Below are 14,694 nucleotides of genomic sequence, written 5' to 3' on the forward strand. Positions count from 1 at the left end.
ATCCTTCTATTACAGCAACGCTGGCTGACAGCGAGCTGAAAGCAATAGGGGTAAACGCGAATCGGTTTGCGCGGACAATCACGACTGTGTCGATTCCCCAATCTTTCATCCAGGAGTTGCTGTCCCGCGTCGACGTGGTCGATGTCGTGGGACGCTACGTGCAGCTCAAGAAAGGCGGGGCCAACTTCATGGGGCTGTGTCCCTTTCACGGGGAGAAGTCGCCGTCTTTCAGCGTTAGCCCCTCCAAGCAGTTCTACCACTGCTTCGGCTGCGGCAAAAACGGCAACGCCATCGGTTTTCTGATGGACCACGCGGGCATGGGTTTCGTCGAAGCGGTGCAGGATCTGGCGCAGAGCGTCGGCCTGGCCGTGCCGCAAGACGACGCCTCACCCCAGGAGCGCGAGCGCGCTGCCGCCGCGCGCCAGAAGCAGGCCACACTGACCGATGTGCTGGAAAAAGCCGGCGAATCCTGGCGCAAGCAGCTCAAGGCGTCGCCCCGTGCGGTGGCGTACCTGAAGGGCCGGGGCGTCTCCGGGCAAATCGCCAAACGCTATGGCCTGGGCTACGCGCCAGAGGGCTGGCGCAACCTGGCCAGCGTCTTCCCCGAATACGACAGCCCGCTGCTGCACGAATCGGGCCTGGTGATCGTGGGCGAGGAGGATGGCAAGCGCTACGACCGCTTCCGTGATCGCATCATGTTTCCCATCCGCAACGTCAAGGGCGAGTGCATCGGCTTTGGCGGGCGCGTGCTGGGCGACGAAAAACCCAAGTACCTCAACTCCCCCGAAACGCCGGTGTTCCACAAGGGCCGCGAACTGTACGGCCTGTTCGAGGCGCGCACCGCCATCCGCGAGGCTGGCTACGCCCTGGTGACCGAAGGCTACATGGACGTGGTGGCCCTGGCACAGCTCGGCTTTGGCAACGCCGTGGCCACGCTGGGCACGGCCTGCACCAGCGAGCACGTGCACAAGCTGTTCCGTTTCACCGACCAGGTCGTCTTCAGCTTCGACGGCGACGCGGCGGGGCGGCGCGCCGCGCGCAAGGCGCTGGACGGCGCCCTGCCCTACGCCAGCGATACGCGCGCCATCAAGTTCTTGTTCCTGCCGCCAGAACACGACCCTGACAGTTTCATCCGCGCCCATGGCCCCGAGGCGTTTGCGCGCCATGTGGGCGATGCCATGCCGCTGAGCCGATTCCTGGTCGAAGCCGCCAGCGAAGGCTGCGACCTGGGCCTGGCCGAGGGGCGCGCCCACATGGCCACCAACGCCCGCGCGCTGTGGGCCGCGCTGCCTGACGGTGCACTCAAGCGCCAACTGCTCGCCGAGCTGGCACAGTTGGCGCAGCTCGACGCCCGCGACCTGGCCGACCTGTGGAGTCACAGCGCGCCGCCTACCCCCACGCGCACGCCTGCCCCTGGACACGAACCCGCCCCCTGGGAGCACGGCGCACCGCCCGCTTTCGCTGGCAACTTCCCCCCGCGCACCGCCGGGGGGCCCAGCCAGGGCAGCCGGGGCACTTGGAAAAACCGCGGCGCCAAAGCCTGGGCCCCGCCCTACCAGGGGCCGCGCCCCTCACCCGTGAGCCGCGCCGACCAGGCCGCGCGGCTGCTGCTGTCGCACATGGCGTTTCTCGAAGAGCTGACCCATGACGACCACGACGCGCTAAGCGCCCAGCCCGCCCCGCACGGCCCGCTATTCGCCTGGCTGGAGCAGGAATGGCACGAGCACGGCCCCCAGCCCTGGGCCGTGCTGCGCGAAAGCCTGCGCGGCCAAGGCTGCGAAAGCCTGGCCGTGCAACTGATGAGCGGCCCGCACGCCCAGCCCGAGGGGGATCTCCAGGAAATCCGGCGCGAGCTGCGCGGCGTGCTCAACCGCATGCGCATGGACCGGATCAAGCAGCAGGAAACCGAGGCTGTGGCCGCCCTGCGTACCGACCCCACGGCGGCACAGCGTCTGCGCGCCCTTCAGGCACAGCGCCTGGAGCTGGAAGCGCTGGCGCGCAAAGCCTCTTGACTTTTCCGTTTTTCTTTTGGAACTTTTGAAACCGATATAATCCAAGGTTGACTGGCAAGAGCGACAGCAGCACCTCCGGACCGGGCCAGCGTGAATTCCACGCCCATTGCAGCAAGTGCACGGCCCACACTACCGCAAGGACTGCACACCAAATGTTCGCCCATACATCTTGCCCCGAGGGTTCCCCTCCACACGGCCCAGGCTGTGTGTGCTCCATGCGCCGGCTTCCATGGCGCTTGCGTTTTCTTTGTGTGTCCCTTTTTGACGCTGAGGTTGTCCATGCCCGTGCAAAAGCCCGCGAAGTCTGCCAAGCCTGCCGCAGTTGCCGGTGAAAAAACCGTTTCCCTCCCGGCCGCCAAAGCCGCAACGAAAGCGTCCACCGTGTCCACACCCAAAAGCAAAGCCCAGCTGCTCAAAGAAGCCGCCGATGAATTGTTGAAAAACGCCGAAGCGCAAGAGAAGAAGAAGCCCGCGCGCAAGCCCAAGGCCACCGCGGACGCCGATGCCGCCACTGCGGCCGAGCCCGCCAAGAAAAAGGCCGGCCGCCCCGCCAAGGCCGCAGGCGCCGACGACACGGACGCCAAGCCCAAGGCCGCCGCCAAAGCTCCGGCCAAGCGTGGACGCAAGCCCAAGGCCAAGGAAGAAAGCGAAGGCATGGGCGACGACGCGGACCTGTCGGACATCGAAGCCGAGCTGGAAGGTGAAGTCGAGGAAGCGCCGGTGGCCGATGTCGCCACCGAGAAGGTCAAACCCCTGCGCATGAAGATCAGCAAGGCCAAGGAACGCGCCTTGATGAAGGAGTTCGGCCTGGACGAGACCGTTCTCTCTGAGGAAGACCTGGCCAAACGCCGCTCGCTACTCAAAAAGCTCATCACGCTGGGCAAGACCCGCGGCTACCTGACACGGGTGGAGATTTCGGACCACCTGCCCGATAAGCTGGTGGACGCCGAGACCATGGAAGTCGTGGTCGCCATGCTCAACGACATGGGCGTGGCCGTGTACGAGCAGACGCCCGATGCGGAAACGCTGTTCCAGAACAACGTCACGCCGACGGCCACCACCGTCGAAGAAGCCGAGGAAGAAGCCGAGGCAGCGCTGTCCACCGTCGATTCCGAGTTCGGCCGTACCACGGACCCCGTGCGCATGTACATGCGCGAAATGGGCACGGTGGAGCTGCTCACGCGTGAAGGCGAAATCGAGATCGCCAAGCGCATCGAGGGTGGCCTGCAGGACATGATGGAAGCCATCAGCGCCTCGCCGGCCACCATCGCCGAGATCCTCAACATGGCCGAGGAAATTCGCGAGGGCAAAGTGGTCATCTCGACCGTGGTCGATGGCTTCGTTGACGCGGACGAAAACGACGACTATGTGGCCGAAGAGGACTTCGACGAATACGACGAAGCCGACGACGACGACGGCAAGGGTGGCTCCAAAGCACTGACCAAGAAGCTCGAGGAGCTGAAGAACGAGGCCCTGCGCCGCTTCGACAAGCTGCGCGAGCACTTCGAAAAGATGCACAAGGTGTACGACAAGGACGGCTACGGCGGCCCGGCGTACATGAAGATCCAGCACGCCATATCGGCCGAGCTGATGACCATCCGCTTCACGGCCAAGACCATCGAGAAGCTGTGTGACATGGTGCGCGCCCAGGTGGATGACGTGCGCAAGAAGGAACGCGAGCTGCGCCGCATCATCGTGGACAAGTGCGGCATGCCGCAGGACACCTTCGTCAAGGACTTCCCGCCCAACCTGTTGAACCTGCAATGGGTGGAGCAGCAAGCCAGTGCCGGCAAGCCCTGGAGCGCCGTGCTGCAGCGCAACATCCCGCCCGTGCAGGAACTGCAGCAAAAGCTGATCGACCTGCAGACCCGCGTGGTGGTGCCGCTGTCCGAGCTCAAGGACATCAACAAGCGCATGAACGCCGGCGAAATGGCGTCGCGCGATGCCAAGAAGGAGATGATCGAAGCCAACCTGCGCCTCGTGATCTCCATCGCCAAGAAGTACACGAACCGTGGCCTGCAGTTCCTCGACCTGATCCAGGAAGGCAACATCGGCCTGATGAAGGCCGTGGACAAGTTCGAATACCGCCGCGGCTACAAGTTCTCGACCTACGCTACGTGGTGGATCCGCCAGGCCATCACGCGCTCGATCGCCGACCAGGCGCGCACCATCCGCATCCCGGTGCACATGATCGAGACCATCAACAAGATGAACCGCATCAGCCGCCAGCACTTGCAGGAGTTTGGCTTTGAGCCTGATGCGTCCATCCTGGCGGCGAAGATGGAGATTCCCGAGGACAAGATCCGCAAGATCATGAAGATCGCCAAGGAGCCGATCTCGATGGAGACCCCCATCGGCGACGACGACGACAGCCACCTGGGCGACTTCATCGAAGACTCGGCCAACACCGCGCCGATCGATGCGGCCATGCAGGCCGGCCTGCGCGACGTGGTGAAGGACATCCTCGACGGCCTGACACCGCGTGAAGCCAAGGTGCTGCGCATGCGCTTCGGTATCGAAATGTCCACCGACCACACGCTGGAAGAAGTGGGCAAGCAGTTCGACGTGACGCGCGAGCGCATCCGCCAGATCGAAGCCAAGGCACTGCGCAAGTTGAAGCACCCGAGCCGCAGTGACAAGCTGCGCAGCTTCATCGACTCGCTGTAAGCGCGGCCTGCCCGCCACCACAAGCCCGGCCCCGCGCACGCGTGGGGCCGGGCTTTTTTTGCGCCCACCGCTTCGTGCAACCGATTGGGTGTAACAAGGGCTGTCCCGCATGCACCATGCGAGTTTCAAGACTTTTTCGGCACCAGCGCTTGTACAGCAAGCGCTGCCAGCTATCATTCTTGCAGCATCGGGCCGCCTCGTGGCATCACGGTCGTATTACCTGCCGCGCCTGGCCGGCCCTTTTCAACAGGGAAAATTCCATGAAAGCATCGGCTCCCACATTGCTTGCCGCGACCCTGCTGTGCGCCTGCAGCGCCGCCCCACCTGCGTCCGCCGACCTTGATGTGGCCTTTACCTGTTCCCAGGGCGAATCGATTTCCGTCCGCTTTTCACCCGCCCACGGCACCGCCGTTTTGATGCGCCACAGTGAGCGCATGGAACTCCAGCAGCAGCCCAGTGGCTCTGGCTTCATTTACAGCAACGGCCCCACCACCATTCGCGGCAAGGGCGACGACCTCAGCGTCGAAATCGGACGCATGGCACCGATCGAATGCAAAGCCCGGTAAACAAAAAAAGCCACGCCGCGTCACCTCTCGCCGCCTTCACCGCCCGGTGCGCGCTCACTTGGCCCGCGATGCCGTGCTCCATCAACGAACGTCTCCAGGTCCTTTTATGGGGAACCGCGCAGAATGAACAGCGTGCTCGAAACACCCCGGCTACGCCTTCGTCCATGGACGGCGGCAGACCGCGTGCCTTTCGCGGCCCTGAACGCCGATCCACGCGTGATGGCCTTCTTCCCGGCGCCCCTCACCAAGCCGCAGAGTGATGCCTTGGCGGATCGTTGCGATGCCCTGGTTCGCGAACACGGCTGGGGCCCCTGGGCGGTAGAGAACAAAGCGAGTGGCTCCTTCATTGGCTTCGTCGGGCTGCATGTGCCTTCGCCCCTGCTGCCCTTTGCGCCCTGCGTCGAGGTGGCTTGGCGCCTTGCCCACGCCTACTGGGGCCAGGGGCTGGCCTCGGAAGCTGCTGCGCGAGCATTGCGCTTTGGCTTCGAGACACTGGGGCTGGAGGAAATCGTCGCATTCACCACGGTTGGCAACCACCGCTCCCGCGCGGTCATGGAACGCCTGGGCATGCAGGCGGCAGGCACCTTCCTGCACCCGCTGCTAGAGTCAGAGAGTCCCTTGCGCCCGCACGCACTGTATCGGCTGCGGCGCGGCGGCGTGCAGGCGCTGCGCGCACCGGACGCACTGTGCGACCATCACGCCCACATCGCCCTTCCCCGGCCCCAGGATTTGCCATGACGCCCACTACCGCTCTCGCCCCCCGTCTGTCGTTCGCCATCATGGGTGCCGGGGCCGTGGGCTGCTACTTCGGGGCGCTGCTGGCACAGGCGGGCCACACGGTGCGACTGGTGGCACGGCCGACACATGTGCAGGCCATCACGCCCCACGGTTTGCGCCTGCAAACCGCCACGCAGGACACGCACGTGCCGCTGCAAGCCAGCACCGACGCGAGCGCCGTGCAGGGCGCCGACGTGGTGCTGCTGTGCGTCAAATCCACCGATACGGAAGCGGCCGCGCAGCAAATGCAGCCCCATCTTGCCCCCGGCGCACTGGTGCTGACGCTGCAGAACGGCGTGGACAATGACGCGCGCGTGCGCGCCGTACTCGGCCCCAGCCACCCGGTGATCGCTGCCGTGGTGTACGTGGCCACGGCCATGGCAGGGCCGGGGCACGTGCGGCACTTCGGGCGCGGTGAGCTGGTGGTGGGCCCGTCCCCCGCCAGTGCGCACTTAGCCCAGGCGCTGGCGCAAGCAGGCATCCCCACCGAGGTATCAGACAACGTGTGCGGTGCACTGTGGGCCAAGCTGGTCATCAACTGCGCCTACAACGCGCTCTCCGCCATCGTGCAGCAGCCATACGGCTGGCTGGTGGCGCAGGAAGGCGCCTGTGCAGTCATCGACGATCTGGTGACCGAGTGCCTGGCTGTGGCGCGGGCCGACAACATTCAACTACCAGACGGTATCCGCGCCGCCGTGCAAGACATCGCGCGGACCATGGCCGGCCAGCAATCTTCCACTGCGCAGGACCTGGCGCGCGGCCACCCCACTGAGATCGCGCACCTCAACGGCTACGTGGTGCAGCGGGGCGCAGCGCTGGGCGTGCCCACACCGGTCAACCGCGCAATGCTGGTGCTGGTGCGCATGCTGGAGGCAAAGTTAATGGCCAAAAATGGGCTCTAGCCCTTGCTAATCAAGCGCAAGAAGCTATAAAAAAAGGAGTGCCTTAGCCCCCAGGGCGGCACTCCTTGGTTACAGCGGAAAGCAACAGGCCGCCACGAATCGACGCGCCCCCATTCACCAGTTGCATTACGCCTGGGCGATCTGCGCACGCTGCAGGCGCATCGCCGCTGACAGCCGCTGTATCACTCCCACTCAATAGTGGCTGGCGGCTTGCTCGATACGTCGTAGGTCACACGGTTAATGCCACGCACCTCATTGATGATGCGGCTCGAGACCTTCTTCAACAGCGCGTAGGGCAGCTCCGCCCAGTCAGCGGTCATGAAGTCGCTGGTCTGCACGGCGCGCAGCGCCACCACGTAGTCGTAGGTGCGTCCATCGCCCATCACGCCCACGCTCTTGACCGGCAGGAACACGGTGAAGGCCTGGCTGGTGAGGTCATACCAGGTCTTGCCCGTGGCTTCGTCCGTGAAGTTGCGCAGCTCTTCGATGAAGATGGCGTCGGCGCGGCGCAGCAGGTCGGCGTATTCTTTCTTTACCTCGCCCAAAATGCGCACGCCCAGGCCCGGGCCGGGGAACGGATGGCGGTAGACCATCTCGCGCGGCAGGCCCAGGGCCACGCCGAGCTCGCGCACCTCGTCTTTGAACAGGTCGCGCAGCGGCTCCAGCAGTTTGAGGCCGAGTTGCTCCGGCAGCCCGCCCACGTTGTGGTGGCTCTTGATGGTGACGGCCTTCTTGCTCTTAGCGCCGCCGGACTCGATCACGTCGGGGTAGATGGTGCCTTGCGCCAGGAAGGTCGCGCCCTTGTGGCCCTGGCCGCTGGCCTTGAGCTTCGCTGCCTCTGCCTTGAATACGTCAACAAACAGGCGGCCGATGATCTTGCGCTTCTGCTCGGGCTCGGAGACACCTGCGAGTTCGCGCAAAAACAGCTCAGACGCATCGACGCGAACCACCTTGGCGTGCAGCTTGCCTTCGAACATGTCCATGACCATGTCGCCCTCGTGTAGGCGTAGCAGGCCGTGGTCGACAAACACACAGGTCAGCTGGTCACCGATAGCGCGATGGATCAGTGCGGCGGCCACCGACGAGTCCACACCGCCCGACAGCCCCAGGATCACTTCTTCGTCACCCACCTGCTCACGGATTCTGGCGACCGCCTCCTCGATGTAGTCACCCATGATCCAGTCGGCATTTGCGCCGCAGATCTCACGGACGAAGCGGCCCAGGATGGCTGCGCCCTGCACGGTGTGGGTGACTTCGGGGTGGAACTGCACCGCGTAGAAATGGCGCGATTCGTCGGCCATACCGGCAATGGGACAAGATGGCGTGGACGCCATGACCTTGAAGCCTGGGGGCAGCGCCGTGACCTTGTCGCCATGGCTCATCCAAACCTTGAGCATGCCATGGCCTTCCGCCGTGGCGAAGTCCTCGATGCCCTGCAGCAATGCGGTGTGGCCATGGGCGCGCACTTCGGCATAGCCAAATTCGCGGCTATTGGAGCCCTCGACCTTGCCACCGAGTTGCGTGGCCATGGTCTGCATGCCGTAGCAAATGCCCAGCACTGGAATGCCGAGTTCAAACACCGCATCGGGCGCGCGGTCATCCACCTCGTACACGCTGGCATGGCTGCCCGACAAAATCACGCCCTTGAGCTTGCCGTCTGCGGCGAAAGCACGCACCCACTCGCTGCTCACGTCGCAAGGATGAACCTCGCAATACACATGGGTCTCACGCACGCGCCGTGCGATAAGTTGGGTAACCTGGGAGCCAAAGTCGAGGATGAGGATCTTGTCGTGTTGCATGGAAGTGGCGACAGGAAGAAATGACAAAGGCCCGAACGCCTGACAGCGGGTTCGGGCCTGCGATGCGAGCAACGTCAGTCGGCTCGGTAGTTGGGGGCTTCCTTGGTGATCTGCACGTCATGGACGTGGCTTTCACGGATGCCTGCCGCCGTGATCTCCACGAACTCCGCCTTGTCGTTCATCTCGGCGATGGTGGCGCAGCCGCAGTAGCCCATGGCGGCGCGCACGCCACCGGCCATCTGGAACACGATGGAAACCATCGAGCCCTTGTAGGGCACACGGCCTTCGATACCTTCTGGCACCAACTTGTCAGCATGCGGGTTGCCCGTGCTGGACTCCTGGAAGTAGCGATCCGCGCTACCTTGCTGCATGGCACCGATGGAGCCCATGCCACGATAGCTTTTGTAGCTGCGTCCCTGGTACAGGATGACCTCGCCAGGCGCCTCTTCGGTGCCGGCGAACATACCACCCATCATGATGGTCGATGCCCCGGCGGCGATGGCCTTGGCAATATCACCGGAGTAGCGAATACCACCATCAGCGATCAGGGGTACCCCTGTGCCCTTGAGCGCCGTGGCGACGCTGTCGATGGCCATGATCTGCGGAACACCCACACCGGCAACAATGCGCGTGGTACAGATCGACCCAGGCCCAATGCCTACCTTGACCGCGTCAGCGCCCGCCTCCACCAGTGCCAGCGCAGCCGCGCCGGTGGCGATGTTGCCGCCGATGACATCGACCTGCGGGTAGTTCTGCTTGACCCAGCGCACACGGTCGATCACGCCCTTGCTGTGGCCATGGGCAGTGTCAACGACGATGGCGTCGACCCCGGCCTTGACCAAGGCTGCGACACGCTCTTCCGTACCCACACCGACGCCCACGGCAGCGGCCACACGCAGGCGGCCTTCCACATCGCGGGCTGCGTTGGGGAACGTGGTCTGCTTGTTGATGTCTTTGACGGTGATGAGGCCCTTGAGCTCAAACGCATCGTTGACCACCAGCAAGCGCTCCAGCTTGTGCTTGTTCAGCAGTGCCTTGGCCTGGGCGGGGGTCGTACCGTCTTTCTCGTTCACGGTGATGAGTTTCTCGCGTGGCGTCATGATCTGGCCGACCTTGACGTCGTAGCGCGTTTCAAACCGCACATCACGGCTGGTAACGATGCCAACGACCTTCCCCGCATCACACACCGGAAAGCCCGAAATACCGAGATTTTCGGACAGCTCGAGAACCTGCAATACGGTGTGCTCAGGCGTGATGACCACAGGGTCATTCACCACTCCCGACTCGTGGCGCTTGACCTTCGCCACTTCCGCCGCTTGCTGCTCGGCCGTCATATTTTTGTGGATCACCCCAATGCCGCCCTCTTGCGCGATCGCGATAGCCAGCCGCGCTTCGGTGACGGTGTCCATAGCAGCGGACACAAGGGGGAGATTGAGGGTGATGTTGCGCGTGAAACGCGTAGCGAGAGAGGTGTCCTTCGGCAGGACCTGGGAGTACGCAGGCACCAGCAACACGTCGTCGAAGGTGAGCGCTTTTCCAAGAAGGCGCATGAACTTTGCTCCAAAAAACGGATTGTACCCGCACCGCAAAATGGCTGTGCCAGATACACTGAGGCCCCATGAAAATGCACCGCTTTCTCTTGGCAGCCGCGGCATGCTGCTTCTGCCTGAGCGCCACGGCCCAGTGGCAATGGCTCGACAAGGATGGCCGCAAGGTCTTCAGCGACCGCCCGCCCCCAGCCGACGTTCCGGACAAGAACATCCTGCGCCAGCCCAATATGCGTGCGCCGGCGGCAGCGCCAACACAGGCCGCACCAGCGGCCCAGTCAGCCACCAGTGCGAGCCCCGCCGCAGCGCCCCCCAAGCCCAGCGGCAAGGACAAGGAACTCGAAAAGAAGAAAGCCCAGGCAGAGGCTGAGGAAGCGGCCAAGGCCAAGGCCGAAGAGGAGCGCAAGGCCGAAGTGCGCGCCGACAACTGCGAGCGCGCACGCCGTGCCAAAACCACCTACGAATCGGGCCGCCGCATTGTGCAGACCAATGCCCAGGGTGAGCAGATCGTGGTGGACGACGCTGCACGGGCCCAGGAAATCCAGCGCCTTGACGGCATCATCGCGTCCAACTGCGGCTCCGGCGGTTGAAGCCGCCCGCCATCAATAGCCCGCCTTGCCCCCTGGGCGGCGGCGTGCGAACAGGCCCGCGTTTCGTGCACCCTGGCGCACGAAACGTTCGCGGCGGGCAACCTTGGGGTCGACCGTGAGGGCTCGGTAGACCTCCACCCGGTCGCCATCGCGCAGCAAAGCGTCACGTGGCACCGCCTCTCCCCACAGGCCGCACGGCGCATCCAAGGGCAGCATCAAGCCGCTCGCATCCAATGCATCGGCGACACGGCTCCCCGCGGGCAAGGTCACTTCCACCTCCAGCACCTGCCCCGCCGCCGGGCTGGCACAGACCACGGCCCGCAGTTCCATCTCAGCCATAGACCTGTTCGGCGCGCTTGATGAAGGCATCCACCATGGACGCTGCGATGCGATCAAACACCGGCCCCACCAGCGCCGCCAACGCCTTGTTGTCGAAGCCGTAGCGCAGCATCAACTCGACCCGACATGCACGCTGCTGGCCATCTCCAACCGGATGGAAATACCAATCCCCTTGCAACTGCGAAAAGGGGCCGCGAACAAGGTTCATCTGCACGCGTCGCCCTGTTTCATGAACGTTGCGTGTAACGAAGGCCTGGCGCAGCCCGCCCATTGCAATACCCACCTCCGCTGTCATGCCCTGCCCATCCTGCTCCACCACCCTGGCGTGGTCGCACCAGGGGAGGAAGTCAGGGTAATGTTGAACATCCGTCACCAGTGCAAACATTTCCTCAGGGGCATACCAGATCAGGACAGATTTATGGACGGTTTTCATGAAGGTATCGGCAGCGCAAACACCATGCATCAGGACGGCACAGTGTGCGAATCTAGAATCGGAGATCAGGTGCCGATTGTAGGAAAGCCTTTTTCCACCATCTGACGACACCACCAGACACCCTGCTACATGGCCAAGAAACCCGACACATCATCCCGCATCGCCGACAACAAGAAGGCGGCCTACAACTATTTCTTCGAAGAACGCCACGAGGCCGGCATGGTGCTGCACGGCTGGGAGGTTAAGGCACTGCGTGAAGGCAAGGTACAACTCACCGACGGCTACGTGATCATCAAGGACGGAGAACTGTTCCTGATTGGCTGCCAAATCAACCCGCTCAAGACGGCATCCACCCACGTCAGCCCCGACGCCGCACGCATCAAAAAGCTACTGTTGCACAAGGAAGAAATACGCCGGCTCATTGGCAAGGTGGAGCAAAAGGGCTACACCTTGGTCCCACTGAACCTGCACTGGAAGGATGGCCGCGTGAAATGCGAAATCGCGCTTGCCAAGGGCAAGGCCGAACACGACAAGCGCGACACCATCAAAGACCGCGAGGGCAAGCGCGAGGTGGAGCGCGCCATGAAAAGCCGCCACCGCTGACAGCTCAGCACAGTCACGCCCCCGCGCCGGCAACCAAGACAGGCAGATACACGGCGGCAAACACTTCGGGCAGGCGGCGCGGCCTGCCGCTGTCAAGCTCTACGCACACCAGCTCCCAGCGCCCCCGCAAGATGACGGAGCGATCGGCCACGCGTATGAGCTGAAAGCGCCGCTCCATGGTGAGCTTGCCGTCACTGGCAGTGATCCAGGTTCCCAAGGCCAACTGCTGGCCCAGCAGCGAAGGCAGCAGGTATTCGTACTCTGCCTTGCGGATGACCATCGCGCGATTCAGCCGCTGATAGTCGGCCACCGACAACCCCAAGGCCTCAGAGTGCGCCCAGCCGGCCATCTCGCACCAATTCACGTAAATCGCGTTGTTGGTATGGCGCAGGCCATCGATGTCGGTGGCCTCGGGCACCACCGGCACGACAAACGGCTGGGGATAGTCCCACGGCAGGTCTGCCGTGCCGCTGGGCGTGGACATTACGCCAGCCCTGCCAGAGGGTGCGCGTAGGTTGGCCAGGGGCTTTCAAAGAAAGGCTGCCACATGGCAGGCGTCACATCCTCGATCCGGGCCGGCTGCCACTTCGGGCTATGGTCCTTGTCTACCGCCAGGGCGCGAATCCCTTCAAGGGTTTCGCTCTGGCCGGGACGCAGGTAGAAGCAGTGACGCACCATATCGCGCTCCATGCGCAGGTCGGCTGCCAGGCTGATACCGCGTGCGCGACGAATCTGCTCGAGGACCACGTGCAGCATCAGCGGCGAGCGCTTGCGCAGGGTCACTGCAGCAGCCTGCGCCCAGACGCTGTTAGATGCTTCAAGTGCAGCCACAACGTCCCCCACGGTGGCGGCACCAAAATATTGGTCAATTTCGGCTCTAGCGCTTGCGTGCTGTGCGTCAGCAGCTACAAATTTTGATGCAACGAGCTGCTCCACCGCCTTGCCGTCAGCAAAGTGCTGGCTTCCCAACTGCTCCCACAGAGCAGCCTGCTCGCCCGAGGGCATGCAGCCATCGGCCAAGCCGAACGCCACCGCATCGCCCGCACCGATCGTTTCCCCCGTCAGTGCCAGCCATTCCCCCACATACCCTGGGCAACGCGAGAGGAAATAGCCGCCGCCGACGTCAGGGAACAGGCCAATAGCCGTTTCCGGCATCGCCATCTTGGTGCGCTCGGTCACGACGCGCACACTGCCGCCCTGGGAAATCCCCATGCCGCCGCCCATGACGATACCGTCCATGAAGGCGATGTAAGGCTTGCCGTACTGGTGGATCAGGTGGTTGAGCGCGTATTCCTCGGTGAAGAAATCCTCGATCTGCGGGTTGCCCTGGCTACCGGCCTGGTGCAGAAAGCGGATATCCCCTCCAGCGCAAAACGCACCGAAAGGCCCCTCTTTGTTACTGCCACGAATCGCCACCGCCAGTACGCGGGAATCGTTCTGCCAGGCCAGCAGCGTCGCCATCAAATCGCGCACCATTCCCAGCGACAAAGCATTCAACGCCTTGGGCCGGCTGAGGGTAATGCAGCCCACCTGCCCACGCACTTCGGCGATCACATCGCCCGTCATCTCCATCATTGTTGTACCTTCCTATCCAAGCCATTCAATCAAAAATGCGCTGCCAGCCATACCGGCATAAATAAAAAAAAGCCCCGTCACCGGGGCTTTTTTCGTAATCGGGAAGATTACTTAGCGGCGCGGGTACCGACCACTTCGATTTCCACGCGGCGGTTCTTGGCGCGGCCTTCCTTGGTCTTGTTGTCGGCCACGGGCTGCTTCTTGCCCTTGCCTTCGGTGTACACGCGGTTCTTTTCGATGCCCTTGGACACCAGATAAGCCTTCACAGCTTCGGCACGACGCACCGACAGCTTCTGGTTGTATGCATCGGTACCGATGGAGTCAGTGTGACCCACAGCGATGATGACTTCCAGGTTGATGTCCTTGACCTTGGAAACCAGGTCGTCCAGCTTAGCCTTGCCTTCGGGCTTCAGCACAGCCTTGTCGAAATCGAAGAAAGCGTCAGCAGCGTAGGTCACCTTGGAGGAAGCCACCGGTGCGGGTGCGGGTGCGGGTGCGGGCTTGGCAGCAGCCGGAGCAGCAGCCGGAGCAGCAGCCTCAGCAGCCTTGGTCAGCGCGCCGTCGCAGCCTTCAGCAGCCGTAGCAGGCGTCCAGCTGGCATCGCGCCAGCACAGTTCGTTCGTGCCGTTCTTCCAGACCAGCTCACCAGAGCCGTTCTTCCAGTTGTCGACGGTTTGGGCGCCAGCAGCGGTTGCGATCACGGCGGAGGCAAACAACATCGCCACTTTGTTGAGTTTCTTCATGGTTCTCCTCTTGGGGAAAAAAGCCGCAGCCGCGCTGCGAAATTAAGTAACGTTGGGGGACGTTGTCAGTGACCATCACCAAAAACGCTGAAACGATTGTGCCATACGTAACAGCGGAAAACGTGACCACTCTGGGCGCGC

15 protein-coding genes are annotated in these 14,694 nt (G+C 63.3%); 8 read left to right on the plus strand and 7 right to left on the minus strand.

Annotated features, from left to right (window positions below):
• Positions 1–86: 86 nt before the first annotated feature.
• From dnaG to BN2503_RS06040, 6 genes are all read left to right on the plus strand, one after another.
• Positions 87–2,012 carry a DNA primase gene (dnaG, locus tag BN2503_RS06020; protein WP_054255744.1) on the plus strand — a complete coding sequence of 642 codons (1,926 nt, stop codon included), beginning with the start codon at positions 87–89 and terminating at the stop codon, positions 2,010–2,012.
• Positions 2,013–2,291: 279 nt separating this feature from the next.
• Positions 2,292–4,679 (plus strand): RNA polymerase sigma factor RpoD, encoded by a 2,388-nt coding sequence (gene rpoD / locus BN2503_RS06025; RefSeq protein WP_054255745.1) that lies wholly within the window; start codon positions 2,292–2,294, stop codon positions 4,677–4,679.
• Between the two features lie 84 nt (positions 4,680–4,763).
• Positions 4,764–4,943: a DUF1010 domain-containing protein gene (locus BN2503_RS21325; RefSeq protein ID WP_139235338.1), complete on the plus strand. Its 180-nt coding sequence runs from the start codon at positions 4,764–4,766 to the stop codon at positions 4,941–4,943.
• Complete coding sequence (locus BN2503_RS06030; protein WP_054255746.1) at positions 4,940–5,245, plus strand: MliC family protein; 306 nt, start codon at positions 4,940–4,942, stop codon at positions 5,243–5,245. The genes BN2503_RS21325 and BN2503_RS06030 overlap by 4 nt, the downstream gene beginning before the upstream one ends.
• 123 nt (positions 5,246–5,368) lie before the next feature.
• The gene (locus BN2503_RS06035; protein ID WP_054255747.1) at positions 5,369–5,983 is read left to right on the plus strand and encodes a GNAT family N-acetyltransferase; all 615 of its coding nucleotides are present in this window, start codon (positions 5,369–5,371) and stop codon (positions 5,981–5,983) included.
• Positions 5,980–6,924, plus strand: a complete 945-nt coding sequence (locus BN2503_RS06040; protein ID WP_054255748.1) for a ketopantoate reductase family protein — start codon at positions 5,980–5,982, stop codon at positions 6,922–6,924. Before BN2503_RS06035 ends, BN2503_RS06040 begins: the two co-directional genes overlap by 4 nt.
• A gap of 182 nt (positions 6,925–7,106) precedes the next feature.
• Here the strand turns inward: BN2503_RS06040 and guaA are convergent, their stop codons facing one another.
• Together guaA and guaB are read right to left on the minus strand one after the other, a co-directional pair.
• A complete protein-coding gene (gene guaA / locus BN2503_RS06045) occupies positions 7,107–8,723 on the minus strand; it encodes a glutamine-hydrolyzing GMP synthase (protein ID WP_054255749.1) in 1,617 nt (538 codons plus the stop codon).
• Positions 8,724–8,797: 74 nt separating this feature from the next.
• Positions 8,798–10,273, minus strand: a complete 1,476-nt coding sequence (gene guaB / locus BN2503_RS06050; protein WP_054255750.1) for an IMP dehydrogenase — start codon at positions 10,271–10,273, stop codon at positions 8,798–8,800.
• Positions 10,274–10,341: 68 nt separating this feature from the next.
• On the opposite strand from guaB, the gene BN2503_RS06055 reads away from it, so the two are divergent.
• Positions 10,342–10,860, plus strand: coding sequence for a DUF4124 domain-containing protein (locus BN2503_RS06055; protein ID WP_054255751.1), 519 nt, complete (start codon positions 10,342–10,344; stop codon positions 10,858–10,860).
• A 12-nt stretch (positions 10,861–10,872) separates the two neighbouring features.
• On the opposite strand, the gene BN2503_RS06060 is transcribed toward BN2503_RS06055, so the two are convergent.
• Together BN2503_RS06060 and BN2503_RS06065 are read right to left on the minus strand one after the other, a co-directional pair.
• Entirely contained in the window at positions 10,873–11,199 is a 327-nt protein-coding gene (locus tag BN2503_RS06060; RefSeq protein ID WP_054255752.1) for an RnfH family protein, read from the minus strand.
• Positions 11,192–11,632 carry a type II toxin-antitoxin system RatA family toxin gene (locus tag BN2503_RS06065; RefSeq protein ID WP_054255753.1) on the minus strand — a complete coding sequence of 147 codons (441 nt, stop codon included), beginning with the start codon at positions 11,630–11,632 and terminating at the stop codon, positions 11,192–11,194. Before BN2503_RS06065 ends, BN2503_RS06060 begins: the two co-directional genes overlap by 8 nt.
• A gap of 129 nt (positions 11,633–11,761) precedes the next feature.
• On the opposite strand from BN2503_RS06065, the gene smpB reads away from it, so the two are divergent.
• Positions 11,762–12,235, plus strand: coding sequence for an SsrA-binding protein SmpB (smpB, locus tag BN2503_RS06070; protein WP_054255754.1), 474 nt, complete (start codon positions 11,762–11,764; stop codon positions 12,233–12,235).
• Positions 12,236–12,248: 13 nt separating this feature from the next.
• Here smpB and BN2503_RS06075 read toward each other — a convergent pair whose 3' ends face one another.
• The 3 genes from BN2503_RS06075 to ompA form a co-directional block, all read right to left on the minus strand.
• On the minus strand, positions 12,249–12,719 hold the full coding sequence (locus tag BN2503_RS06075; RefSeq protein WP_054255755.1) for an acyl-CoA thioesterase: 471 nt from the start codon (positions 12,717–12,719) through the stop codon (positions 12,249–12,251).
• Positions 12,719–13,810, minus strand: a complete 1,092-nt coding sequence (locus BN2503_RS06080) for an enoyl-CoA hydratase/isomerase family protein (protein ID WP_054255756.1) — start codon at positions 13,808–13,810, stop codon at positions 12,719–12,721. The genes BN2503_RS06075 and BN2503_RS06080 overlap by 1 nt, the downstream gene beginning before the upstream one ends.
• A 107-nt stretch (positions 13,811–13,917) precedes the next feature.
• On the minus strand, positions 13,918–14,553 hold the full coding sequence (gene ompA / locus BN2503_RS06085; RefSeq protein ID WP_054255757.1) for an outer membrane protein OmpA: 636 nt from the start codon (positions 14,551–14,553) through the stop codon (positions 13,918–13,920).
• Between the last annotated feature and the right edge of the window lie 141 nt (positions 14,554–14,694).

This window comes from Paenacidovorax caeni (assembly GCF_001298675.1).
Taxonomy (GTDB): Bacteria; Pseudomonadota; Gammaproteobacteria; order Burkholderiales; family Burkholderiaceae_C; genus Paenacidovorax; species Paenacidovorax caeni.